The 23,158-nt window shown below is 58.3% G+C and carries 39 protein-coding genes; all 39 read left to right on the top strand.

Features of this window, described 5'->3' with window-relative positions; all coding sequences use genetic code 11:
• The first annotated feature begins 7 nt into the window (after positions 1-7).
• On the top strand, positions 8-328 hold the full coding sequence (locus BDI24065_RS34950; protein WP_175035003.1) for a hypothetical protein: 321 nt from the start codon (positions 8-10) through the stop codon (positions 326-328).
• A gap of 12 nt (positions 329-340) precedes the next feature.
• Complete coding sequence (locus BDI24065_RS34945; protein WP_175035002.1) at positions 341-1,333, top strand: type IV secretion system protein; 993 nt, start codon at positions 341-343, stop codon at positions 1,331-1,333.
• Positions 1,334-1,518: 185 nt separating this feature from the next.
• Positions 1,519-2,337: a type IV secretion system protein gene (locus BDI24065_RS34940; RefSeq protein WP_175035001.1), complete on the top strand. Its 819-nt coding sequence runs from the start codon at positions 1,519-1,521 to the stop codon at positions 2,335-2,337.
• Positions 2,334-3,248 carry a TrbG/VirB9 family P-type conjugative transfer protein gene (locus BDI24065_RS34935; RefSeq protein WP_175035000.1) on the top strand — a complete coding sequence of 305 codons (915 nt, stop codon included), beginning with the start codon at positions 2,334-2,336 and terminating at the stop codon, positions 3,246-3,248. Before BDI24065_RS34940 ends, BDI24065_RS34935 begins: the two co-directional genes overlap by 4 nt.
• Complete coding sequence (locus tag BDI24065_RS34930; protein ID WP_175034999.1) at positions 3,248-4,531, top strand: TrbI/VirB10 family protein; 1,284 nt, start codon at positions 3,248-3,250, stop codon at positions 4,529-4,531. Before BDI24065_RS34935 ends, BDI24065_RS34930 begins: the two co-directional genes overlap by 1 nt.
• Positions 4,528-5,646, top strand: coding sequence for a P-type DNA transfer ATPase VirB11 (gene virB11, locus BDI24065_RS34925; protein WP_175034998.1), 1,119 nt, complete (start codon positions 4,528-4,530; stop codon positions 5,644-5,646). Before BDI24065_RS34930 ends, virB11 begins: the two co-directional genes overlap by 4 nt.
• Before the next feature lie 3 nt (positions 5,647-5,649).
• A complete protein-coding gene (locus tag BDI24065_RS34920; protein ID WP_175034997.1) occupies positions 5,650-5,790 on the top strand; it encodes a hypothetical protein in 141 nt (46 codons plus the stop codon).
• A gap of 32 nt (positions 5,791-5,822) precedes the next feature.
• Entirely contained in the window at positions 5,823-7,304 is a 1,482-nt protein-coding gene (locus BDI24065_RS34915) for a KfrB domain-containing protein (RefSeq protein ID WP_175034996.1), read from the top strand.
• Between the two features lie 206 nt (positions 7,305-7,510).
• The gene (locus tag BDI24065_RS34910) at positions 7,511-7,762 is read left to right on the top strand and encodes an AbrB/MazE/SpoVT family DNA-binding domain-containing protein (protein ID WP_076841588.1); all 252 of its coding nucleotides are present in this window, start codon (positions 7,511-7,513) and stop codon (positions 7,760-7,762) included.
• Positions 7,756-8,106, top strand: a complete 351-nt coding sequence (locus BDI24065_RS34905; protein WP_039341512.1) for a type II toxin-antitoxin system ChpB family toxin — start codon at positions 7,756-7,758, stop codon at positions 8,104-8,106. Before BDI24065_RS34910 ends, BDI24065_RS34905 begins: the two co-directional genes overlap by 7 nt.
• 12 nt (positions 8,107-8,118) lie before the next feature.
• Complete coding sequence (locus tag BDI24065_RS34900; RefSeq protein ID WP_039341511.1) at positions 8,119-8,361, top strand: hypothetical protein; 243 nt, start codon at positions 8,119-8,121, stop codon at positions 8,359-8,361.
• A gap of 48 nt (positions 8,362-8,409) precedes the next feature.
• Positions 8,410-8,706 (top strand): hypothetical protein, encoded by a 297-nt coding sequence (locus BDI24065_RS34895; protein WP_175034995.1) that lies wholly within the window; start codon positions 8,410-8,412, stop codon positions 8,704-8,706.
• A 16-nt stretch (positions 8,707-8,722) separates the two neighbouring features.
• The gene (locus BDI24065_RS34890; protein ID WP_175034994.1) at positions 8,723-9,121 is read left to right on the top strand and encodes a hypothetical protein; all 399 of its coding nucleotides are present in this window, start codon (positions 8,723-8,725) and stop codon (positions 9,119-9,121) included.
• A 14-nt stretch (positions 9,122-9,135) separates the two neighbouring features.
• Positions 9,136-9,402 (top strand): hypothetical protein, encoded by a 267-nt coding sequence (locus tag BDI24065_RS34885; RefSeq protein WP_175034993.1) that lies wholly within the window; start codon positions 9,136-9,138, stop codon positions 9,400-9,402.
• Positions 9,403-9,420: 18 nt separating this feature from the next.
• Positions 9,421-9,630: a hypothetical protein gene (locus BDI24065_RS34880; protein ID WP_039341506.1), complete on the top strand. Its 210-nt coding sequence runs from the start codon at positions 9,421-9,423 to the stop codon at positions 9,628-9,630.
• A gap of 92 nt (positions 9,631-9,722) precedes the next feature.
• A complete protein-coding gene (locus BDI24065_RS34875; RefSeq protein ID WP_039341504.1) occupies positions 9,723-10,376 on the top strand; it encodes a hypothetical protein in 654 nt (217 codons plus the stop codon).
• 44 nt (positions 10,377-10,420) lie between these two features.
• Entirely contained in the window at positions 10,421-10,645 is a 225-nt protein-coding gene (locus BDI24065_RS34870; RefSeq protein ID WP_039341503.1) for a hypothetical protein, read from the top strand.
• Positions 10,646-10,715: 70 nt separating this feature from the next.
• Positions 10,716-11,078: a hypothetical protein gene (locus tag BDI24065_RS34865; RefSeq protein WP_069586060.1), complete on the top strand. Its 363-nt coding sequence runs from the start codon at positions 10,716-10,718 to the stop codon at positions 11,076-11,078.
• 388 nt (positions 11,079-11,466) lie between these two features.
• The gene (locus tag BDI24065_RS34860) at positions 11,467-11,880 is read left to right on the top strand and encodes a DUF6573 family protein (protein ID WP_069586059.1); all 414 of its coding nucleotides are present in this window, start codon (positions 11,467-11,469) and stop codon (positions 11,878-11,880) included.
• Positions 11,881-11,931: 51 nt separating this feature from the next.
• On the top strand, positions 11,932-12,054 hold the full coding sequence (locus BDI24065_RS41430) for a hypothetical protein (protein ID WP_256103105.1): 123 nt from the start codon (positions 11,932-11,934) through the stop codon (positions 12,052-12,054).
• A gap of 103 nt (positions 12,055-12,157) precedes the next feature.
• Complete coding sequence (locus tag BDI24065_RS34855) at positions 12,158-12,622, top strand: hypothetical protein (RefSeq protein WP_039341501.1); 465 nt, start codon at positions 12,158-12,160, stop codon at positions 12,620-12,622.
• Positions 12,623-12,634: 12 nt separating this feature from the next.
• A complete protein-coding gene (locus BDI24065_RS34850; protein ID WP_039341499.1) occupies positions 12,635-13,183 on the top strand; it encodes a phospholipase D family protein in 549 nt (182 codons plus the stop codon).
• Positions 13,184-13,577: 394 nt separating this feature from the next.
• Complete coding sequence (locus tag BDI24065_RS34845) at positions 13,578-14,372, top strand: hypothetical protein (protein WP_039341497.1); 795 nt, start codon at positions 13,578-13,580, stop codon at positions 14,370-14,372.
• A 26-nt stretch (positions 14,373-14,398) separates the two neighbouring features.
• Positions 14,399-14,872, top strand: a complete 474-nt coding sequence (locus BDI24065_RS34840; protein WP_175034992.1) for a hypothetical protein — start codon at positions 14,399-14,401, stop codon at positions 14,870-14,872.
• A gap of 286 nt (positions 14,873-15,158) precedes the next feature.
• Positions 15,159-15,335 (top strand): hypothetical protein, encoded by a 177-nt coding sequence (locus BDI24065_RS34835; RefSeq protein ID WP_175034991.1) that lies wholly within the window; start codon positions 15,159-15,161, stop codon positions 15,333-15,335.
• A 769-nt stretch (positions 15,336-16,104) separates the two neighbouring features.
• Positions 16,105-16,380 carry a hypothetical protein gene (locus BDI24065_RS34830; protein ID WP_175034965.1) on the top strand — a complete coding sequence of 92 codons (276 nt, stop codon included), beginning with the start codon at positions 16,105-16,107 and terminating at the stop codon, positions 16,378-16,380.
• 5 nt (positions 16,381-16,385) lie between these two features.
• Positions 16,386-16,658, top strand: coding sequence for a hypothetical protein (locus BDI24065_RS34825; protein ID WP_175034990.1), 273 nt, complete (start codon positions 16,386-16,388; stop codon positions 16,656-16,658).
• Positions 16,604-16,906, top strand: coding sequence for a DUF7673 family protein (locus tag BDI24065_RS34820; protein WP_175034989.1), 303 nt, complete (start codon positions 16,604-16,606; stop codon positions 16,904-16,906). The genes BDI24065_RS34825 and BDI24065_RS34820 overlap by 55 nt, the downstream gene beginning before the upstream one ends.
• Positions 16,903-17,142 (top strand): hypothetical protein, encoded by a 240-nt coding sequence (locus tag BDI24065_RS34815; RefSeq protein WP_175034988.1) that lies wholly within the window; start codon positions 16,903-16,905, stop codon positions 17,140-17,142. The genes BDI24065_RS34820 and BDI24065_RS34815 overlap by 4 nt, the downstream gene beginning before the upstream one ends.
• A gap of 9 nt (positions 17,143-17,151) precedes the next feature.
• On the top strand, positions 17,152-17,703 hold the full coding sequence (locus BDI24065_RS34810; RefSeq protein ID WP_175034987.1) for a hypothetical protein: 552 nt from the start codon (positions 17,152-17,154) through the stop codon (positions 17,701-17,703).
• 60 nt (positions 17,704-17,763) lie between these two features.
• Positions 17,764-18,117, top strand: coding sequence for a hypothetical protein (locus BDI24065_RS34805; RefSeq protein ID WP_254609921.1), 354 nt, complete (start codon positions 17,764-17,766; stop codon positions 18,115-18,117).
• 17 nt (positions 18,118-18,134) lie between these two features.
• The gene (locus BDI24065_RS34800) at positions 18,135-18,578 is read left to right on the top strand and encodes a hypothetical protein (protein ID WP_175034985.1); all 444 of its coding nucleotides are present in this window, start codon (positions 18,135-18,137) and stop codon (positions 18,576-18,578) included.
• A gap of 20 nt (positions 18,579-18,598) precedes the next feature.
• The gene (locus BDI24065_RS34795) at positions 18,599-19,093 is read left to right on the top strand and encodes a hypothetical protein (RefSeq protein WP_039341481.1); all 495 of its coding nucleotides are present in this window, start codon (positions 18,599-18,601) and stop codon (positions 19,091-19,093) included.
• 231 nt (positions 19,094-19,324) lie between these two features.
• Positions 19,325-19,975 (top strand): hypothetical protein, encoded by a 651-nt coding sequence (locus BDI24065_RS34790; protein WP_175034984.1) that lies wholly within the window; start codon positions 19,325-19,327, stop codon positions 19,973-19,975.
• Positions 19,965-20,297, top strand: coding sequence for a hypothetical protein (locus BDI24065_RS34785; protein WP_069301968.1), 333 nt, complete (start codon positions 19,965-19,967; stop codon positions 20,295-20,297). Before BDI24065_RS34790 ends, BDI24065_RS34785 begins: the two co-directional genes overlap by 11 nt.
• 334 nt (positions 20,298-20,631) lie before the next feature.
• Positions 20,632-20,886 (top strand): hypothetical protein, encoded by a 255-nt coding sequence (locus BDI24065_RS34780; protein ID WP_083264185.1) that lies wholly within the window; start codon positions 20,632-20,634, stop codon positions 20,884-20,886.
• On the top strand, positions 20,883-21,512 hold the full coding sequence (locus BDI24065_RS34775) for an AAA family ATPase (RefSeq protein WP_039341476.1): 630 nt from the start codon (positions 20,883-20,885) through the stop codon (positions 21,510-21,512). Before BDI24065_RS34780 ends, BDI24065_RS34775 begins: the two co-directional genes overlap by 4 nt.
• Before the next feature lie 4 nt (positions 21,513-21,516).
• Positions 21,517-21,900, top strand: a complete 384-nt coding sequence (locus BDI24065_RS34770; protein WP_157644983.1) for a helix-turn-helix domain-containing protein — start codon at positions 21,517-21,519, stop codon at positions 21,898-21,900.
• A gap of 64 nt (positions 21,901-21,964) precedes the next feature.
• On the top strand, positions 21,965-22,978 hold the full coding sequence (locus tag BDI24065_RS34765; RefSeq protein ID WP_223274457.1) for a replication initiator protein A: 1,014 nt from the start codon (positions 21,965-21,967) through the stop codon (positions 22,976-22,978).
• The last annotated feature ends 180 nt before the right edge of the window (positions 22,979-23,158 follow it).

Raw genomic sequence — 23,158 nt, 5'->3', positions numbered from 1 at the left:
AAAAATCATGAGGGCACCCATTTACACGATCACGGTCGCAGCTCTGCTTACCATGCTCGCGGCGTGTGGTCAGCACAAGGCCGACGCGGACAATCAGAAATCGTCCGAAGCGAAGCCGGTTGCTGATCCGATCAAGGCGGCACATACCTACTACGACGGCACCGATGCCGAACCGTGGCTCGCGCTGAACAAGGCTTGCAAAGGCGAGATCGCGGGCGGTAGCAAGGGCGTCAACTGTGACGCACATACCGCCGCGATGGCCGAAGCCGAAAAGCTCATCCGCGCTAATCCCGCCGGGTTCGTCGGCCTGCGTGTTCGCCTGAAGTAAGGAACGTACACCATGGCATCCGCCACTTTCTCGGATTTTTTTCAGAGCGTCGACAGCGTTCTGCACAGCGTGTTTACAACCGCAGCGGCCGGCATGTCGAACTACATTCTGCCGGTGGGCTGGGTGATGTTCGGCATCTCCGCCCTGGTGTGGTCGCTGCTGCTGATGCAGGGCAAGATCGAATCCCCGGTGCAGGACTGGTTCTGGAAAGGCTTCGTGTGTGTGCTGATCCTCTACGCGGCCGGAAACTACTACTCATCGTGGATATCTGGCCCGCTGTTTCAGCTCCCCACTGATCTTTCTCACGCCATTGGCACCAGCGGGAACCCGAGCCAAGTTCTCGACTCGCTCGATGACAAGATGGAAGGGCTATGCAACGGCATCGCCGTCGCAATGGTCGACAACTTCCAGAACCTGAACGTCGGTGGTGGGGTAGTGATGTTGGTTGCGCTCGTACTCGTTGCGATTGCGTCGATTCTGTTGTTGGTTGCGGCCGCCTACAACATGCTCTATGCGAAGTTCGGCCTCGCGTTTGCACTCGCGGTTGGCCCGTTCTTTGTGGTTTGGCTGATGTGGAAGCAGACGCAACAGTGGTTTTGGTCGTGGATGAATACGATTCTGTACTTCGTTTTCCTCATCGTCGTGTCGTCGCTGTTTATCGTCATGTTCGTTCAGATCACCGACAACTACATGACGAAGCTGGCTACCGCAGTGGGGGGGCTCGCGCCCGCCGGGGCCGACGCGAGTTTGGCGGAGAAGATTGCAGGGTTGCTGAAGCAAGCTGTGTTGCCGCCTGATCCGAGCTACGCGCAAGCGTCGCTGAACATTTTGAGCATCGCGTTCCAGCTCGTATTCATTTGCATCCCGCTGTTCTTCATCGAGATCCAGCTTCCCACGATCGTCGCGAGCATGACCGGTGGACAAGGCGGTAGCGTTGGAAGTGGCGGGTTGATGCTAATGCAAGCGGTTCGAACGGCAGCAATGGCGGGCGGAAAAAAAGCCTAAAGCAAAAAATAGCAAGGAGCAGAGAACATGAAACAAATCACTGTCGCCGCTCTCGCGGCGCTAACCCTCGCTTTGTCCGCGTGTGGCACGACTGAACCGCCGCCTCCGGAGTGCAAGGGCACGCCGCGGGCCGTCAATCACCTTCCCGTCTCGCGCGCAGCGCTTACCTGCGAGGATCATCTGGCATGAGAACGCCCAAGCAAGTCTATGCCGAGAATGTGACGTTCGAAGAGCACAACGAGGAGACGAAGGACCGCCGGTTAAAGCAATACAAGTGGGGGGCAATCAGCGGGTGGAGCGTTGCGATTCTGTCGGCGCTCTCTGTTTCACCGCTGATGCAGCTTCAACACATCATCGCAACGGCAATCGTTGTCGATCGAGCGACTGGCGACTATAAGATCGAGCGCGACAGCATGGCTGTCGTGTCCCCTGGCAGCCCTGACTTCAATCAACGTGCTGTTTCGGATCTCGGCCGGTTCGTGAAGGCGAGAGAGGGTTTCTCTCGCGCAGAGGCCGACGCGAACTACAAGACGGTATGGCTTATGTCGTCGCAAAGTCTGCGCGGTCAATGGGATGCGTACTACAAGCCGGATCTCAACAAGCAATCGCCGCTTAACGTCTTCGGTCAGGCCGACGTGAAGCTGCTCCAGAACTTCTCGTACTCGTTCTTGCCGACGAGTGAGCCTGGTGTCCACGTAGCTCAGGTTCGGTACGACTTGATTACGCAGGTTGGGCAACTTCCGCCGACGAGTCAACGGATGGTTTCGACGGTGACGTTCAAGTATGGCAAGGCGAATGTCCCGACAGACCTTGACGACTACACGCTGAACGCGTTCGGCTTCGAAGTGACGAACTACCACGCCGACACTGACGGCCCGTCGCGAACGCTCACGCCTGCCGGCGTGATGCAAGCGCCGTCGTCGCCGCAGCAGCCCTACATGGCCCAACCGCCTGTGCAGCAGTATCCGCAGCCGGCTCAGATCGTCAACGGGGGCAACAAATGAAGATCCGTACGCTACGCATCGCTGCGCTGATAGCGATGTTCGCGTGCGAAGCAGCGCACGCGCTGACCGTCCCGGAATCCAGCCCGCAGGATAAGCACTTGCAGGTTGTGCCGTTCACAAGCGATGTGATCGCCGTTCAAGGCAAGGTCGGGATGATGACGCGGATTCGCTTCGGTGAAGGCGAGACTGTCATGGACTACGGCATGGGCGATAAATCGGCATGGACGGTGAAATATTCCGGAAACCAGATTGCTTTCGTGCCGAAGGCGGTTGACGGCGACACCAACCTGCTTGTCGTCACGAATCGGCACGAATACTGGTTCTCGGTGGCCATGTCGGCCGACAGCTTCGAGCTGGCTCAGCAGCCCGACGAATCCAGCAAGAAGAAGCGCGCGAGCGCGAAGAAGGCGCACTTGCCGACGACTTGGCAGCTCAACATCGACTATCCACTTGCGGAACGTCAGGCGGTTGCTGCGAGCGATCCCAAGGTAAAAGCAGTGAAGGCGAAGGCGCGATTCGAATCGGCGTTCGAGCGTGCGAAGCGAGAAGGGCGACTCGATGCGGACTACGGCTACATCGGCCCTGATGAATTGCTTCCGACTGCCGCGTACAACAATGGCGAACTGACCTTCATCCTGTTTCCCAGCACGATCGCGCTTCCGCAGGTCTACGAGAAGGGCGTTGATGGTGTCGAATCGCGTGTTGCGTCGCATATGGAAGGCGACATGCTCGTTGTCCATACGGTCGCACGCAAGCTGATCATCCGGCGCGGCCGTCTTGCTGGATGCCTGATCGACGGTCAGTTCAACCCGAGCGGTGCAAACACAAACACCTATACGATTTCTCCGGACGTTCAACGAGTTTTGAACCCCGCCGGTGAAGAAGCGAAGGCCGGCGAGGAGGCCAGATAATGCGACTCAGAGACAAAACCGTTGAAGCGGCCGACCAGGATCGCATCGAGCTGAAGGAGCAGGCAGTAGCAGGTGCTACCCCCGGTCAGAAGCTGATCGGGGGGCTGACGGCCTTTGCAGCAGTCGGCGTCATTTTGGGCGGCCTGGGCTACAAATTCTGGTATCTGCCGGCACACGGCGGCCCGGTTCCGACTGCCCTTCAGCAGCAGGAGCAGAAGGCCGATCAAGCTCCCCCGAAATCGCCAACCCTGTCTGTCCCGACCGGTGCGACCGCTGCGGCGGTTCCCGGCATGCCGGCGGCTGGTGGCCAACCTCCGCTACCGCCGGGGATGATGGGCGCACCGACCGGCGGCGGCAGCTCCGCTGGCTCGGCAGATATGGCGCAAGCGAATGCCCAGCTCGAACAACAGCGTATGCAGGCGCAGGCAGCAGAGAAGGCGAAGCGAGAGGCGGATCAGAAGATCGTCCTCGATCGCAAGCTCGGGAGCGACATGGGAGCGATGCCCGGACGTGGCGATTCGGGAATCATGCCGGTTTCGGCTCAACCTCAGCAGCCGGGCGGAATGCCTGGTATTACGCCGGCGTTCCCAATCCCCGGCATGGGCGGCAATGGAGGTTCGGCGCAAAGCGGTGACTTTTCGGCGCGGCTGATTCCGACGTCGACGCCGAAAGTTACGGCCACACTGATCCCGAATCCGACCTTCACCGTCAAGAAGGGAACGCCCATCTCCTGCACGCTTGATACTGCCATCAACAGCGACACGCTGGGCTTCGTGAGTTGCACTGTGGCGCGACCCGTCTACGGCATGGATGGTCGCGTAGTCCTGATCGATCGTGGAAGCACGGTCGATGGTGAGATCGCAAAGGGGCCGGAGCGAGGGAAGACGCGCGCGCCGGTGCTGTGGGGGAGAATCGTGACGCCCTTGCATGTCGCGATTCAAGTCAATTCGCCCGGCACTGATACGCTCGGCGCGGCTGGCCTCACTGGAAGCATCGACAACCACTATTGCGAACGCTTCTGTGGCGCGTTCCTTTTCTCCTCCATGCAAGACTTGATTCAGGGTGGTATGCAAGCGTTGACGAGCAAATCCAGTGGAAGCACAAACATCGTTCTTCCGCAAAACACGCTGAATAGCGGGCAGACCGCTGCCGCGGAAATCTTGCAGCAGGGACGTGATGTGACGGCCACTTTCAGCAAGAACCAAGGCGATGAGATCTCGATCACCGTCGCGCGGGATCTGGATTTTTCCAGCGCATACCACCTGGAATCAGCGCAACAATGAACTTCACGGAGCAGGAACACGTCGCGGCTCGTCTGGACGGATTCGATCCGGAGGAGCTGGACGCACTGAAACATCGACTGCGGTTGCTCGATCCCTACATGGTCGATGACGACGTGCAAGAAATCGCAATTGATGAGCCCGGCGGGGCGTGGTTGTGGAAGTCAGGCCACTGGTCTTACGTCGAAGTGCGTGAGCTGGATTTTCCTTATCTAGCGACGCTGGGCCGCAATCTGGCTAACTTCACGAAGAAGCCATTCGACCGCTTCAACACGTCGTTGTCGGGTCACATGCCGGTGACGGGTGAGCGAATCGAGATGACTCACCCGCCGACCTGTCCGGAGAAGCAGCACTATCTCAACGTGCGAAAGCACTCGGTGCGATCGTTCCCGCACGACCATCTCGTTGACATGGGCTACTACGCCCATACGCGTCATGAGTTCGCGTTGTCGATCCCGGAAGATCAACGGAAGCGGATTGAGGCTGGCTTGCTCGATGAGGAACGTGCGCTTTGGGAGATGGCGAGGACTGGAAACTGGTCAACCTTCATGAAACTTGCCGTCGAGTCAAAGCAGAACATCGTCGTGTCAGGGGCTACAGGTAGCGGCAAGACTTCGTACTTGCGTTCATGTGTCGAGTTCGTTCCGAGTTACGAGCGACTGATAACGGTTGAAGACACTCCCGAAATGCCGTTGCCGAACCACCCCAACAACAACCGTCTGTTGTATCGGAAGCAAAGTGATAAGGACGACGAGAAACTGGAAGGGGCGACGGCGAAGGACGTTCTTCATAGCGCGATGCGTAAAACGCCGGATCGTGTATTTATGGCTGAGCTGCGTGGCGACGAAGCCATGTTCTACTTGTCCGGTGTGCTCGCGTCGGGGCATCCCGGAGGGATGACAACGACCCACGCCAATTCGCCGAAGGATGCATTTTTCCGCCTCGCGATGCTCATCAAGCAATCTACGACGGGGGGCGGAATTGACCTGAAAGATATCTTGATGTTGCTCAGACAGACTGTTAACGTCGTCGTGCAACTCACGTTCGATCGCGCGAAGGGGCGACACGTACCCGCCATCTACTACGATCCGATATATCGACTGTCACTGCTGGATTGACGAATGGAAGCACACACAACGCCGCCTACCGAACCGCCCGACCCGGACAACGAACACGAATTCGAGGAGTTCGACGGATGGGGAGGGCGCGGCGATCACGATTTCGATATTCGCGACACCATTGATAACTCCGAGCTGCACTGAAGCCAGGGCCGTCCAATCGTCTGGAGAAGAATGTGGAACATGAAGCAGACTATGTATCGTTCGAAGAAATTCAATACAACGAACTCTCGAATCAGGTAGCGAAATGGTCGGGCACTTCGGTGTCGGATCTCCCTAGCGGCGCTATTCATGAGTGGCCGTCGATCTTCACCGATTCGGATCGGGTTGCCAACACCGTTCCTGAGCAGTATCGCGGCCTGGTGAACGGCGAGAGACGGGAGCACATCGAGTCTCAGATTCGTATCTACGCCGTCGACATGCAAGGCAACGCGCTTGTCGAAAAGCGCGTGTCGGACGCGTATCACGACGCTGACGGCAGCAGCATCCACATCGTCCCGAAGGAGCAGGCATTCGCGATGGTTGAGCAGTACCGGCGGGATGCGAGCCGATCCGGGCTTGACTCGGCATCGGATGCAGACACGGCTAATCGACAGAACGTCCGCGAGCACCGGGCGTCACCATCGGCCGGGGAAGCAGACATTGCAAACCAGTTCAAGGGAACGGCGAATGCGGAGAAGTTGGCTATCCGGGGAGCAGAAGCAGCGGTGGAGGAAAAAATGCAAGCTCAATATGTATCGGTGGCCGATGGTGTCAGACGTGTTGAAGCGCCCGATGGCGAGGGGTATCTGAAGGCTGTCGAGACGTCGGATAGCAACGGACTCCCGAATGGCCGATACGACCTGACAAAAGCCATCGAGGCGAATCGTCAGGCCGATCGAACCTATGACGGCCAGGTGCTGCACAAGGACAAAGAGAGCGTCTATCACCTTGTCGGTGAAGAGCTGTTCAAGCACTCGATGTTCGAGATCGCGAAGCACAAGTTGCCGGAGATCGGCTCGCATCTCGCAGTGACGTACGCCGCCGGCATTCCGCAGATCCCGGTCGAGGCAACCGCCGCATACGTTGCGCCGCAGCCGCCGCATCACACGCGGCCCGTCGAGAGCATGGAGGCGAATCGCGCGCGAGCTGAAGTAGCGAAAGACCTTCAAGTGTTGTTCGCTCACGATCCGCGTGTTGTCGACAAACTGTCTTCCAGTACGGAGGCTGGCGCGCGCGGTGCGGCGGCCGGGGCGCAGATCGATGCGATCGCTGCGAAGGTGAATGTTCATCAGGAGTATGCAGGCGAGCTGAAGCGCGTTTCGCCCGACCTGTTCGAGAAAACCGCGTCGCCGGCGATGAAGGAGCGGATAGCGACGATGGTTGAGGTGGCTGAGCGAGCCGACCAAGCAAAGACTCTGACCGGCAAGACCCAAGCCGAGTCCGGCGACAAGCAACAGCATGGCAATGGCGACCAGAAGAAGGACGTGGAAAAGGAACGTCGCGGGTTTCAAGTTCCTTCGCACATTCGAACGAGCGTCGAGGCCCGGACCCAGCAAGCTCGCGATCTTTTGACGAAGGCGCACACGCTTCAGCCGCTCTACGCGGCCCAGCCGCAGCGCGACCATCAGCGGCCGAAGCCGCCGGCCGCCACGAAGAAGCGTGGCATGTCTCGCTGATCGAATTCTCTGCCGGCCTTTGTGCCTTGCGCGCGACACAACAGTGCCGCGCGCTTTTTTTTATTGAGTTTCGGCGCGGAATGCCGTTAAACCGGGTAGCCATTTATGGGGCCGTGAGGCAAGCCGCGTGTAGAATCAATGTAGATACAAGCCGCTTGCCATTTTCGTGGTTGGTATCTACAATGGATATACATTCGGAGCGAGATATGGAACTAAAAATTCAGAAATGGGGTAACAGCGCGGCAGTCCGGCTGCCCGCTGTATTGCTGGAGCAGATCGGCGCATCGGCAGGCAGTTCGCTGAACGCCGATGTGCGGCCCGATGGCGTGTTGCTGACGCCTGCTCGCCGTAAGTATTCGCTGGATGAACTGGTCGCGCAGTGCGACCAGAATGCTCCGCAACCCGCTGACCTTGCTGCCTGGGTCGAAGCAAAGCCAGTGGGGCATGAAGCATGGTGAGGCGCGTCAAATTCGAGCGTGGCGATATCGTGCGCGTCAGCCTGAATCCCACGATAGGGAAGGAGCAACAAGGGGATTTCCGGCCCGCGCTCGTTCTCTCGCCTGCTGCGTTCAACGCGCTCGGCGTGGCGCTCGTTGCACCGATCACGCAGGGAGGCGAATTCGCGCGATATGCCGGATTCGCCGTGCCTCTCTCGGGTGCGGGAACTGAAACGCAGGGCGTGGCGCTTGTGAACATGGTTCGCACGCTCGATCTTGAAGCGCGGGGTGCCCGCAAGGTTGAGCGCGCACCGGTCGAAGTTGTCGAAGATGCGCTCGCTCGCCTGCAAACCATTTTGGAATAACGGAATAAGCGAATGAATTTCTTGCAGCCAAACAGGCAGTGGATCGAAGAGGCCGACGCCGCGATCCGAACGGTCAATCCGAGTGCCGCCGAAGTCGTTGAGGCGACTCGTGGTTTCGCTGTGTTGGGGCGTGAAGGCGTGCTTACCGCGCGCCTCTCCGATGGAACCCAGTGGCAGATCAACGGGCAGGACGTGCGACAGCTTACCGCCGACGAAATCGCCGCTCGGGCTCGGCTCCACGAATCGTTTCAGTGAGACGACGGGTTGTCGCTCGGGTTCAACGAATAGGAAAACTCACTGCAAATGATGAAGCTCACACCTCACGAAATTCTGACGTACCTCGGCATCAGCATTCCGCAAGACGGCCTTGATATCAACTCGCACGACCTGTATCTGCATGCGACGTTGCTCCGTCTTCTCGGGCAGCAGATGCGCGTTGACGCTATTCCTGGTACTGAGTTGGCTGAACTCCTTGCCGGCCTGCACGGCGTCCACTTCGGGCCGGGCGCTGTTGTACCCGAACCGACCGTTGAAAGCACGGAAAAGCTACGCGCGTCCTTGCGCGTGATCCAGAAATCGTTCGGTATGGCCATCGAGTAACGGATCGGGAAATTAGATGATCGAGCAAATCGCGTATTTGGCTTTGCTGAGCGCCCCCGAGTTGGTAAGTGGAGCGTCGTCGCTAGCCGGGAATATGGTCGAGGGTGTGGGGCGTCGATTCGCCTCTGGCGTGTACGAGGAAATCAGCGGCAAGCTGACCCGTGATGCGGGCCTTTTCGGTGGAACTCTTTCGAAGGCCATCAGCGGTCAGATGGCCGGTGCCGTCGAGAGCCTTCAGGCATCTGCTGCAAGCGTACTGTCGAGCGCGTTGCAAGGCGAAGGGGTCACTTTGGCAGCGGTGGACGAATTGCGAATTCTACGGAAGCTCGCCGCTGACGCCGCAGACGGGCGCGACATTGGCCCCGCTCTTGCCGAACTCAAGCAGTTCTACGCCAAGCAAACCGCTAACCACTAACTCGGAAAATCACCATGTACAACGAACAAACGTTTGAGGGTGGGGTGCAGGCGCGAACGGTGGTCGGGGGCATCGTCCAGCATCCAGTCGTGGTAACGCTTGATGGTGTCGCAATTGAATTGACGCTCGCTGACGCCGTGAAGCTGCGCGATGGGCTCGTGGCATCCATCGCGGCAACCGAAGCGGCTGAGAGCGCTGTTCTCGCGCGCGACGGGCATCACTTCACGATCGGCAAAACGATCTACGGTATGTCAGCGGTGCCGTCGAAGTTGCCCGCCTAAACCCCGGAAAATTGCACCATGTTCAAGAACCTCAATCGCACGGTTGACGAAAAGAGTCTCCGGGCATTCATCCTCGGGGCAGCGCTCGCGCTCATTGGCCTGATCGCGTCGGCCATCATCGGCTCCTTGATCCCGCTTTGCCTTGGCCTGTCTGCGTATTGCGTGGCGTGCTGGCCGCTGTTGAAGCGCCTTGGCTTTGTCGCCTTGACTGGCCGTTACCCACGGTAGGGAAAATTCGCTGGCGTGGCCAGCATGGATGACCGACTTGTGCGCGTTAATCGCGAATTAGCTAACACCCCATGAACCCGGAAAATTGCGAGATGGCTGGCGACGTTCACAAGCAACTGGTGACGCTTGGCGAGAAGTGGCTGAAGCGACAAGGATTCTCGGTCGTCGCTAGCGAACTTGTCACGGGTGGTACGAGAGAGCAGGCCGACGTGATCGGTTTTCGCACGAATTGTTCGGCGGTAATCGAAGCCAAGGCGTCACGGTCGGATTTTCTCGCTGACGCACGCAAGCCGCATCGGATGGCAGGCGGATTGGGGGTGTATCGCTTCTACCTGTGCCCGCCTGGTGTAATTGAAGTGTGCGACCTGCCGGAGCGTTGGGGACTGTTATACGCACAAGGGCGCAGCGTGCTCGACGTGCTGCGCCCAACAGGAAACGGATGGCCGTCGCCGGGTTCAGCGTTCAGCGACTGGCACGCGTTTCAACACAAGGCCGACGTCGATGCGGAGCGTGGCGTCCTGTTCTCGATAGCACGGCGGCGATCGTTGTCACGGTCAGATGAGCAGTACGAAAAGCGGTTGCAAGAGGAAACTCGACGTGGCGACCGGCTCGCGCGAGAAAACGCCGAGTTGGCCGAGAAGGTGCGAAAGCTGGAACTCGATCTGTATTTGGCCGAGCGCGGACTTCAAGCGGGCAAGCAAGGCCCGGCCGAGTTGAAGGCTGCGATACGTCGAAAGATTGCATAGGAAATTCGCCGCCACGCGCGGCATTGGAAAGTGCGGAGATTAAAATGAATTTGAAATATAGCGCTGCGTTCAGCTTTGCAGTTCTCGTGTTTTGTTCGCTCGTGTCGAGCAAGCTCGATATTGGCACTGGCTTCTTGATGATCGTTTCCTTCGCTGCACTCAACGGTTGGTTTTTTATCTACAACCTATGTCGGTATTTCGAGGCGATCATCGCGCTGCGCACCGATATCGACGCGAAATCAAGTTCGGCAAGCGCGTCGAGCACCTGACCACGGAAAATTCGCCGGCGCGGCCGGCACTAGAAATCGGAACACTCGCGATGGCTGGTGATCGGGAAAAATGAACCAAGTAATGAAACGGAATCTGTTCATCGCTGTGGCCGGCGTCGCGGTCTTTGCGACTCTACTGCCGGTGGCAACATGGGTTGGGCGTACAGCGGGGCGTGAGGACGGCAAACGGGCCATCGAGCGCGTTCAGCTCGTCTGGCCGTCCATTCTCTCGATGCCGACCGAGGATCGTGCGCTTATCGCTTCGCTTGGTATGCAATGTCGTTTACAAGACCGGCCGCTGGTCGCCAATGAGGTTATCGCGTGCTTGCGTGATGCCGCGGCAGATCCCGATACGAATTTCCCTACCGGTGTCGACAGAAGAGCAGCGCAAGCACGTTTGAACGAGCTGTTGCGCTTGCGACAGCATACGTGAGGATGGTGATGGGAAAGAAAGCCACGACGGGCGAAAGCGGATTGCCTGACGGCAGGTACATGGCGAAGTGCCGAGAGCGAAACGCTATAGCCGCCGGAATGAATGGTCATAGCTTGGTATGGCCGACCGCGATATTGCGGGTAGCTAATGGAATCGCGATATTCGAGCGAGATGGAGTTAAAGTGTGGTCGTGCAACGCGATGTATGCCGCCACCCACTTTGAAATTGAGGATGTCTGAAATATAAGCCGCTGCTTCGGCTTCGTCGGGTATGTCGATATGTCTATCATTGGCGCGACGCGATTAGATCAATCAATCGCTAAAAGGATAGACATAACGAATTACAAAAAATATAATAGACCCATAAATGACGAACAACAGGAGCAGAGATGAAAAACACTTTTCGGGCGGTCAGCGACGCCGATTCGGTTGATATCCCGGCAGGCATTGCGCGGAGCGCACGCTACAGCCGGGCAGTCGCAATCGCAGAGCGCGAGATCGTCCCGGTTCCGCAAGAGTTTGCCAACGAGTGCCGGTTTCGCGTTCCCGTTGCCATGACCAGCTCAGCATGGGAAGAGTGCGTTGAGTGGGCCGAGGCCGGTACTTCGGACGTCGTATGGGACGTTCTCTTTGCTGCCCTGGGCGCAATTCGCTCGAAGACGAGCAAGGCGCGTAGCGCGGACTTCGCGGTGCTGAGGGTCGCCACCGGGCAGAGCGAGGCCACGCCCGTCTCGCTGCGCGCAGAAGTCGAGGCCGATGACGAAGGCCAGCCCGCGCTCACCATCTATCTGGCAAGTGAATGATCACCCACGCCTGCGGCCACGACGGCCGCAGGCGCTCGCGAGGAACCCAAAATGCTCGAAATTTTCCTGCTTGTCTCTGCATCTGTCTTGGCTTTTCCGTTCGCCGTGCCGCGCGATCGCCGGGCGACCACTGTGGTCGTTCAGCATCCGTTTGTGGCGGAGGGCGAGCGGTGAAGCTCTGGTGGTCGCGGAATGGGCTGGTTTCAGCTCCCACCGGCCTTGCCGTTAACACGTTGTCTGATCCTGTCGCCAGACTAGCCGCAAGCGTGAAGACCATATGCTGATGATTGTCCTATCTACCACGCCCCTTCAGCTCGTCGTTTGCTTCATCGTCGCGTTTGCGCTTCATCGATGGGCCGGGCGCTCAACATCGATGCTGGGACTCTCGTATCCGCTGCTTATGGTTGTACTTGCGTTCACCGGTGCAGTGTGGCTTGCGCAATGGGCCGCACGCTGGACGTGGGGTGTCAGCGTGGCTATGTGGTACTGCGCGGGAGCGGTCGGTGCAGTTAGCCTGGTGCTGATCGCGGTCATGCTTCTGGCGCTACATGCAAAGGGCATGGTCGAGCGGCAGCGCGAGAGGCGGATCGGCCTGATTCTGGAGGTGCGTTATCCCGGTGCGAGAGCGCGGCGACGCACCAGTGGGGCTTGGCAACTAATAGACGCAAGATCCGGGCGGGTGCTGGATGAATTGACGTCGACGGATGTGGCTCGCTGCGTGCGAACTCATATTCGAAACTGATAGAGGGAATCAATGATGAAATGCGTTCGAGGGGTAGGGCTCGTATTCTGCGTTGCGGCTGCGCTTGCGTCGGCTGTCGCCGCGGCCGATCCGATGCCGACTGGTGCGGGCTACGAGGTAGGATTCTCGCCGGCCGGTACGGCGTTGCCGATGATTGTTCGAGGGATCGAGCAGGCGAAGACGTCGATTCTCGTTGCTGCTTACTCCTTCACCAGCAAGCCGATCGCGACGGCGTTGGTCGCAGCGCAACGGCGCGGGGTGAGGGTCGCGGTTGTGGCGGACAAGGCGCAGAACTCGCGGCAGTATTCGGCAGTATGGTATCTGGCGAATCAAGGCGTCCCAGTACGGCTCAACGATCGATATCAAGACCAGCACAACAAGTTTATGGTGATCGACGGTAGCCACGTCGAAACCGGCAGCTTTAACTTCTCGTCGTCGGCTTCTTACAAGAACGCCGAGAACGCCCTGTTCCTGCGCAACGTCCAGCCCATCGCCGCTCAGTACGATGCCGAATGGCGTCGGCTGTGGCAGGAAAGCACGGATCTCAACGGAAGGTACTGATGCCGGTGAGCGCTGCTTATGTCGCGGAGATTCTGAAACTGATCGCAATTGCCGCTTCCATCGGGGGCGGTATCACGTATCTCGTTACGCGGGCTGAGCGACGCGAGAGAAGGACTAGAATGCCGACAGACTCGGATCGCTGGAAGCGGAGTGTGTACAACCCGCGAGAATTCAGGCGGAACCGGAATGACATTTTGTGAGATAGACAAATAGAATTACACGGTATATCATAATGTCTATCTATGCGCGAGGATATGGAATGAGGCTTGAAATCACGATCACTGGAGTTGAACCGGCATCGAACCCGGATCTTCCGAGCCACCTTTTTCCGGGGGTGGGTAGTGCTGGCGCAACATTTCGCGTCACCTCTGGAACTGCCCCGGATCGGGACAAGATGAGCGACCTACTTGGCTCGGCCGTTGTCGACGCTCAACTGGTTCACTACGAGGAAGACACCGGAGAGGGGTACTTCGTTGTGGTTGATGGCGATGCGCCCGCATACGGGGCAGTGGTCAAGCTCGCCGGCGACGATGGTTTGTCGGTCTACCGTCAAGCGAAAGCGCAGGAGCCGCAGGTCACTTATCCGTCCGTGGCCATCGAGCAGTATTTCGATGATCTCGACCGACACGATTGGTATTGCGACTTCTCCGATGACTACAGCGTGCAAAGACGAGGTAGTGAGGACTACGCCCGGCTGAAGGGTGTGGCGTCTCAGAACGGGAGAGATCACGTCGCGCTCTTGGAGGCGTTTCGGCGACACTATTTCTCTGGCGAGCCGTGGGGCACTCCGCGGTGGGATAAGCCGGCGCGTCCGGTCGATGGAGTGCTGCTGCTGCCACCCGAGCCGACACAATCCACCCCTGAACCATCGGCACCTGGCGCGAATGATGTGATCGACGTGATCGATGCGTCCGGGCTCGTTGATGCGCAAACTGGTACGGAAGCGAAGTCGATGCCGGAAACGGAGTCCGCGATCGTGGACGAGTCGGGCAAGGAGGCCGGGGAAGGGAAGCTGCCCGGCTGGACGCTAGCGGTGCATGTCGGCATGCCGCTGCTCGCCGCTGCGATTGCAGTGGGATGCCGGGGCGTCGGCGTGTCATGGTGGATTGCCGCACCGGTCGCGGCCGCAATTGTCATCGGTGGTCTTCTGTGGGAGCGCTCCATCGAGCGCAAGTACCTTTCGGCATGACGTTGCCGGTAATCAAGGAGAGATACATGCAAATTAGAGATTCCATAAAAGCGTGGAGACGTAACGAGGACAGAAGGGAGCGGGTGCGCGGAAAGGCAACTATCGCGTTCGCAGTTATGGCCGCGGTAGTGCTTTTCGCAGTCCGCAACCATCATCCGTATCTGATTGTTTTCGGCGTGTTCTGCATGCTCGCGACAATCGTATGGTGCTTCTCGTCTTCGTCGTTGCCGGACGCGAATGTCGCTGTGTTCGATGACTGTCTTCTGTGGATTGCGCAGGACGCAAAGGTTCCCGAATTCGCAAAGGCTTTGATTGCAATCGAAGTCAATGAGGCGACGCAATCGGCACGCCCGTACCTCTTCGACAAGCTCTACGCGCTAGATGACAGGCTCGCTGAGCAGGCATTTATCGATAGAGTGGAGCGGGGGGAGGGGTATCGCGCAATCATGACGAAGCGGCCGCCGGTCGATGACGAGTCAGCGGGAGTGGCAAATGGCTAATGTTCGAGATCAAATCGCTGCCCGCTATTCTGCCGACGATGCGCCTTGGTCTGCGGCTACTGGAGACTTGGCTCACGCGATTCTCGAGCGTGCATTGTCTATGCCGCTGGCCGAGCTGCGCGCGTTTGTCGCCTCCACCGCGAACGGGGCGGATCTCTCAGCTACCGGCGACGGGGCGTTAAGCTCAATGGTTCAGATGGCCCGGATTGCGCTTCTCTGACCAGAGTAACGAGATAATTTTTCTTATCACAACGGCACTCTTTTTTAGGAAATAGGTGAGGTAGATATGTGGACACAGGCTAAAGCGGAACTGCGCGAGTTGGTGGAGCTGACAGCATGGCTCGCAACATACGAAGCCACACTCGCTGCGAAGCGAGACATTGTGCCGACAGTAGAGGCTCGCGAGGATTACCACCGCAAGGTACTGCGCAAGGTGGAACTCATGGGCAAATACGAGCTGTGACTTTGGAGTCGACCACTATGTTCGCACCCGTATTCACCGCGCTGCATGCGTGGGCGGCTTGGCTCGTCGGCCTCGGGCTGCTTGACCAAGTGGCGTATGCGATCCTTGTGGGTACATGGGCGGCGGTGGTTCTTTCGCTGATTCGCCGTATCCGCCGTTCTTTGCGTGGGAATACTGACAGGAGGTAGATATGACCCGGATACGTGCATTGCTCCATGCGGTCGCGCCTATCAGGTACGCAGCATATGTTGTAGCTTTCCTCGCAGTTGTTTGGTACGGATTCAAGTGGCTATTCGTATTTTCCTTTCAAGTCTTCGATTGGTTGGGGGCCGACTCCTGCAACCTTGGGACGCCCGTTGCGGAAAACATGTGTGCTCTTGTTCGCGACAACCAGCCATTGCTTCACATCGGCTTTGCTGTCATCGCGGTTGGTGTGCTGGCGCTGTGTGTGCGGCGGTACATGACGGCAAGGAGTGAGTCGCCGACTCCCAGCGTCAGGTGGCCGTGGGTCTGACTTCATGATGGAGAGTGGTTCGGATATGGCGACAAAAATTTTCGGAGTCGAGCTGAATCGGCCGACCTCTGGACGCGCGACGGCGGTGGCCGTCATATTCACAGTGTCGATGTTGTGGGCCTATGTGACGAGCTTGTTCGGCGTTCGGGTTACAGACGGGTGGCGGTCGTGGGCGATTTATGTGGCGGGTCTGGTGGTGTTCAACGCGATAGCCGGTGCAGTGTTGGTGGCCACAAATTGATACGAGAGGAAACAATGGCAAGCAGAGGCACATTTAACGTTCCGTACAAGTATTCCTGTTCGTCTTGTGGGCACGCGGGCACGGTGTTCTTCGCTAACGCGTCGCGCGACGGAGACAGTGATGTGGCGGTATGCAGTGAATGCGGTGGCGACGTGACAATCACCCTTGCCGCAGTGGCTTTATCGGCCGGGCTGGGACATACGATGATCATCGGCAGCACGGGCAGCGGGAAAACTGCATACGACTACATGCGGCTTCAAGGCACCGGGAATCTGGGGCAGAAGGAGTGAGCGATATGGCTACCGCTTCCCTGATTGATGAAATCCAGAACTACGCGGCCGGCCGCAGGAGCGACGTTGCTCGCGGGGCCGAGACGCCTGCTTTTGCGGCGCTCATGGTCGAGAAGTATGGTGAGGGACTGGCGAAGGCCGCGCATCTGTTGGCAAAGGAACACTGGCGCGCGAGCGTCCCGCTTCGGCCGGTTGCCGTTAAACGTCTATTGAGGGGAAACATATGCGTCCTGAACAAATGCTTCCGGCCGAGAAGCTGGCTCTCGAAAATCTGCTGAAGATCGCCGCCGGCGACACGGGGCAGAGCCGACGCGTTGCTGACTTCCTACTGGCGTGGTGGAATGCCGGCCAGTGCGGTAGTTACGACCTGACCACTGCATGGGGTCTCGATGACGCCATCATGGAGGATGTGTGCGTGGTGTTTCGCCTCGCATCGCGCGCGAACAGCTACCCGGACACGCTTGGCTACAGCGCGCAGTTTGAAGCCGTCGTGCGGGAGTGGAGGCCGGAGCTGCTGAAGGAATGACGATGCTGGATTTCACGCCAATACTTAAATATATCCACGGGTTTGTCATCGTTCTGTTTATCGGTTTGGTCCTCGGAAGCTATTTCGCATTCGCAGCGCAGGATGCTGCGAAGAAGCGGGGATTGAGCGCGCGCGAGCAGAAGCTTTTGGCTCAGGCCGCGCTAACGCTCTGCTTCGTGGTGGCTGGCGTTCTTTACTGGTTGGTATGGCCTTCATACAGCGCACCGATGCACTAGGAGAACGAAGTGCTATTCGATGAGAATTTCTACCAATTCTTGGGTCGCATGCTGGGCCAACTGTCTGCCGTGCTTGCCTCGCAAAAGGCAGACGACCGTAGAGAGGTCATGTGTCTAATCGCAGGACTGATGGTGCTCAAACAGCTCGCATCCGAGAAGGTAGATGCGCCAAATCCTGAGCAGCTAAAGCAACTGAACTACACGCTTCGGACCGCAATCGGTTCCGGCCATTCGTGGGTAAGCTGCATCCAGTTTCTGTCAGGCAGCCGCGCGAGTATGGCGCTATCGACTCATCGTGACTTCCTCGCGAAACTCGGTGGCCCCGAACTGCCAATTTGGGGAGAACTGGTCTTGCCATTCGTCGACGAGGCTGGCGGGTACAACGGGATGTTAGGGGGAGCCGCCTACGAGGACTTCAGGAGCCGCTACGACGAGGTATTCACCCGGAATTTGGAGAAATCGTTTCAGCGATTGAATGAAACGGTGCCGGGGGTCTTCGTCAATCTTGACGATGCCGGAGTAGTTCATATCAGCCACAACAATGGGGCTACTCTGCAATGAAGCTGCGTGTTGTGGCGTGCTGTTGCGCGTCTTAGAATCGGTCAGAAAATGAAATTACACATGATGAGATTGTCCCTTGTGGCTATCGCCACGCTCGCCCTGGTGTCCGGTTCGGTACACGCAGACGCGCTCGTCAATGGCACGGCACACGAGCAAGAGGCAAAGCAGGCAACCGTAGCTGCCGATCAGCTCAACCCGCGCGAACAGCCCCAGTGGCTTGCATCGGGTTTGCAGATCGTGCAGCCCCATGAGGACTGTTCAGCGCCAGTAGGTCAGTTCTCATTTGCTACTGACATTAACGGCAAACTAATGGCTTGTCCCGGCCCGCACAGCCAATGGATTGACGCCGAGCCTATCCTTCGCATCATGCATGCGGCGTCTTTTAGCTGCGGTAGCGGGATACCCGTGTGCTGATGTGTTGCGCGGCCCGCATGCTGACTTCTGTTGTGCTCGATCTGGCCGCGAGTCTTGATCGACCAGAAAATGCATGCAACCCGGCGATCAATTCAAAAAATTTGCTAGATACCATTATGTTAAATCGAGTCTTAATCTTGTCCACGAAAGCGCTTGGCGCGCTCATCCTAGCTGCCGTGGGCACGTACGCTTACGGCGGTTCGGTGTCCGTGATCGACGGCGCTGCGCTCGCCCGCGCAGCCTCGATGCCTTCCGCTTCGATGGTCATGCCACAAGCCGATCCAGTGCCGGTTACGCAACGCGTCGCAGACGGCAAGATGCACGTTACGCGTGATGGCCGGCTTGTCGAATGTGATGGAACCGGACAGGCGTATGAAATCACGATCAAGACCTTTGTAATCCGCGACCCGGTTTGGAAGGACGGAAAGCCCGTCAAATGCCGGCGCGATATGTTCTTATGAAGTGCCTCAAAGGAGAATTGATGAACAAGATCCGACGCGTAGGAGCTGCTGCCATTCACGTTGCAGGGGCCGTATCCGGTCTCACATTGATGTGGCATGCCGTGCGCTTTTGCAGGGGCGAGGTAGGCGCGCCGATCGTAGACCAAGTGAGAGCGATGATTGAACGGGGTGCCCCCGATTGGCCGATTGCACCATCGCTCCGGGGATTGATTGTGATCGATTGGGTGAGCCAGCTCTACTATTACCTCTTGGGCGTCGTCGCGTGGATCTCGCTCGGCGCGTTGGCGTTGCTCATTTCTCAGGCAGTCTCTCGTATCGTCCTGGTCGGCTTCAAGCAATTTTTGGATGAAGAGAAGGCGGCTCGGGAGGAAGACGCACGGATCGCGAAGATCGAAGCAGCACGGGCACGCCGGCGCGAGCTTAGGAGAAAGCTCACCGAGCCGAAGTCATCCATTGGTTCGGCCATCCTTATCGGAACTCTCATCGGCTTTTTCTTTCTCTTCCTCGCGCGATAAGCCCGCGCAGCTACGCTGGCAGTATTCGCCAGAATAAAATCTCTTGATAGCGATAGACAAAGTGATTGACGAATGTAATTCGAGTCGTCTATCCTTTGTCTATGTGTTCTTCTGGAGACGAACGGTATGAAAGTAGTTGGCGTGGCGGCTGTTCTCATCGCGGTACTGATCCTGAGTTACATCATCAATGGCGTAACTCATCTCCTTTAATAAACCACCATCGGGGAATATGTGGACTACGGAAATCTGAAGATTGCTTTGTGGGTTCTGGGCGTCGTGCTCGCGTTCGGCGGGCTGCTCGTGTGGTCGCGGCCGCTTGCCCGTTCGGTGTGCATCCTGGGGGCGATTCTCTCGGGATGTGGCCTGATCGCGTTTCATGGTTATGGAACCTACGCCGTGCCGGATCGAGCACTGGCCTACAACCATGCTGTCGAACTGGCTCTTGTGAAAACGGGAGTTCAGGTGACGAAGGATCTGAAGAGCATGCGTTGTACGCCGGATCGCTCGAAGGTTGCGGGGCCCGTGTATGGGCTGAATGACGACTATGAGTACAAGTACACATGCGTAGTTTCTCTGGATGGAATGAAGGGTGACTTCGTGGTGGAAAAGATCGACGTCGAAGCGCTTTTGCGAGAAAGCGTCGACGGCAAACTCAACCTCAAAGTAACGAGACTGACCACGAAAGACGGTATTGAGTTGCCGCGGGTCGAGGTCTACGCGATGCCTGAGCGAGTGAGTGCCGGGCAGGCGGCCGACTCGATTCGCGCTCTTATGGCCTACGCTCTTCCAAGGGCGATTGCGAAACGCGATGCTGATGTGGCCGCTGAAGAAATCGAGAAAGCAAATCGCGCGAGCTGGCAGGGGAAGTCCGATGGATCGTAACGAGCCGGCCGTCGCGCGGCGTGTCTTGCGCGTAGTGAAAACCGCGATCATCTGCGGCGTTTCTCTCGCCTGCGTGTTCAACGTGCTTGAGCGTTTGTATCTCATCAACGGGAGCTACTATCCGCGAATCCTGGGCGTCGACGTTGGTGCGATCGACTACCAGGCGCTTGGCACCCTAAGACGCGATAGGTGTCCGGACGAGCCGCTTGAGGTCTATCAGAAGCAGGCTGGTACGGTCGTGATCCGATGCGGTACGCAATGGTTGTTCGGTCATACCTTCATCAGCAGTGTGAACCCCTTCCGCGACGTCGCGAGCCAGTAAGCAACACGCGGACGTTGCTTGTAGGTGTGTTCAGTAATGTGTATAGTAATCAAAGATACGCCGTGATTCGGCGGGGCTCACATTGCTGGACGCGCCATGTTCCGTTGGGGATTGTTTGTGATGTTTGGGATACCTGCGATGTACATCCTGTACCACTGGATGACTCGCTGATCGCCCTGCCCGATCGACGGCGGGGCATAGGAGAAATAGATGAATGCCTTTCGCCTTTTTGTCGGGATGGTTTACGGTGTGCCGTTCTGCGTGGTGCTTATGCACTGGCTCGCAAACGCGGCGCGCGTGGTTCACTGAAGAAGCTCATTTGCAGAGGTACAGCATGATTCGGATCGAGAACATCGAGACTATGACGCCGCAGCAAGAGCGCGATTTCTGGACGCTGTTTTCCAGCGATATCGCACGCGACGATGGGGCCGTTGCCCGCCGTCATCTCGATGCTGGAAACCCGGTGTATTGCAAAACCGAGAACACGCCGAAGGGCACGATCGAGAAGCGATTTCCCGATGGCCGCCGGCAACTGGTGACGTGGGACAGTAAGGGTGAGCACGTCGTCTCGGAGCTGGCCCTGTCGTGAGCGTGGAACAACCTCACCGACCACAGCTATGGGTTGTCGCTGGGCCAAACGGCGCAGGCAAAACCACGCTGACCGGCCAGCATTTCGCCGGCCGCATCCCTGTCGTCAATCCTGACGACATTGCCAATCAGATCAATCCGGGGCATCAAGGCTCGCCCGCGACGATGGTTGCAGCCGGTCGGCTCGCGATCGCGCAGCGTCAGGCGCTACTGTCCGAAGGCAAGAGCTTCGCGGTCGAAACCACGCTGACCGGTAAAGGTGAGCTGGAGCTGATGCGCCGGGCCGCTGCGCAGGGCTACAAGGTCAACCTGTTTTTCGTCGGACTGGATGACGCGCAGCTCTCGGCCGGTCGTGTCGCGCAACGGGTCAGAAGTGGCGGCCACCCTGTTCCGCTTGATGACATTTTTCGCCGCTTTGACCGAAGCCTCTCCCATCTATCCGAAGCCCTGACGCTGGCAGATCGAGCGTACGTGCTCGACAACAGTGGGCTCAGGCGGCAGCTACTGCTATCGATGGAGAACGGCCGCGTCAAGCACATGACCCGACAACTGCCCGATTGGGCCAAGACGGCCATTCCGACCGGGATGCAACATGCGGCGAAGCATCACCGCTCGATGGGGCGCTAGAACTATGACCTCAAACGCAACAGAGGCGGCACGGGCCGACCGTGATCGACTGAGCGCGATCGAGCAGCTTCGAAGCGGAGCAATGCGCCTGGCCGACGCGCCGGATCTCTCGAAGGCCGACGTGAAATTGCTGTCGGGCATCGTTGCTGCGATCGACAAGCTCGAACGCAACTTCAGCGGCTCGATTCCGCCGGCGACGTCTCTACCCCGACCACGCGGCCGGAACGGCGGGGCCAAAGAGCGACTGAGCGAAGCAGATCAGAAACGGCTGCTTTCCATGTACGGGGCCGGTGAAAAGGTCTCGAAGGTCTGTCAGGAATTTGGGGTGACGCGAGGCACTGTGTATCGGTATCTGCACAAGCACGGGGTCATCGCGGAAGCGGTCTGAAACATCAAAAAAGAGGCCGTGCCAAGAGTCGACACGGCCCAATCTCCTGTTAAGGAGCAGAGAATTGAAGAATACCATGCAGGCTACATTGCTCAGCGAGGCCCGGCCAAGCCCGGTCGTCCGCAGTTCGGACGAGGGCGACACGTCGACGCCGCGGCGGAAACGCAATGTCGGCCAGCCCCAGCAACTTGAGCTGGTTCTTGCCGACATGGTGGACGTCGCGCCGAAGGACGATTTGGCGTCGATGGAGATCCCCCTTTACTCCCTCTCGAAGAACAAGGACACGGAGACGCGGGTGTATCAGCGTGGGAACCGCTCCGTCCGGATTATCCCGTCCGGCGAGGGCGCGGCAACGGTCTTCGACAAGGATCTGATCCTGTACGTCGCATCGCAGCTTGTCGAGCGGATGAACCGGAAATTGCCCGTCTCTCCGACTGTGCAGATCCAAACCTACGATTTTATCAAGGCCACCGATCGGGACGACAGCAGAGGCGGCTACGAGAATATTCTCGGCATGCTGCGCCGGCTTCGCGGCACGACGATCGAAACCAACATCCCGACCGGTGGCGAGCGCCAGGCAGACGGTTTTTCGCTGATCACCAACTACTCGGTCATCTCCGGTAAGCGCAGCTTCAACAAAAAGAAGGGCGAGAACGTCGAGCGCGTGCTGTCGTTCACTGTCACCCTTTCCGACTGGATCTATAACGGCTTGCTGGAGCTGGAAGTGCTCACGCTCGATCGCAAGTATTTCCAGCTCGGCAAGGCGATCGAGCGCAAGCTGTACGAGGTCGCCCGAAAGCACTGTGGGACAGATAAGGCGATGTGGGAGGTCGGAATCGACCTGCTGGCCGAGAAGATCGGATTCCGGCGTGATCGCCCCAAGTTTCGATCGGAGCTGCGTGCGATCATCAAGGCCGACACGCTGCCCGAGTACCGTATGGCCCTAGATCAAAGCCGGCGGCCGGATATGGTGGTCTTCTACACACGCGATGCCGCTGCGCTTTCCAAGCACATCCGTACCCAAGGGTGCTACGACTGGTTCAGAGCCCTTGAGACCAAGGAAACGCTGACCGCCTGACCCCCACCCCCTCCTGACAGTTCTACCAGCATCCGCGCCGTTCCGGGTTTCGCGGATGTTTTCGCTCGCCCTCACCGTTTGGACGAGCTGGCCGCCGGTGCGCGGCCGGCTCGCGTCAGTGCATCTTTTCTCCGTACGTCATCGCTGCCGATCCACTGCAGGCGCGCCTACTGGCCTTTC

It is taken from the genome of Burkholderia lata (genome assembly GCF_902499025.1).
GTDB lineage: Bacteria > Pseudomonadota > Gammaproteobacteria > Burkholderiales > Burkholderiaceae > Burkholderia > Burkholderia lata_C.
Note: the sequence above shows the minus strand (reverse complement) of the source record. Positions and strands in the feature narration are given on the sequence as shown.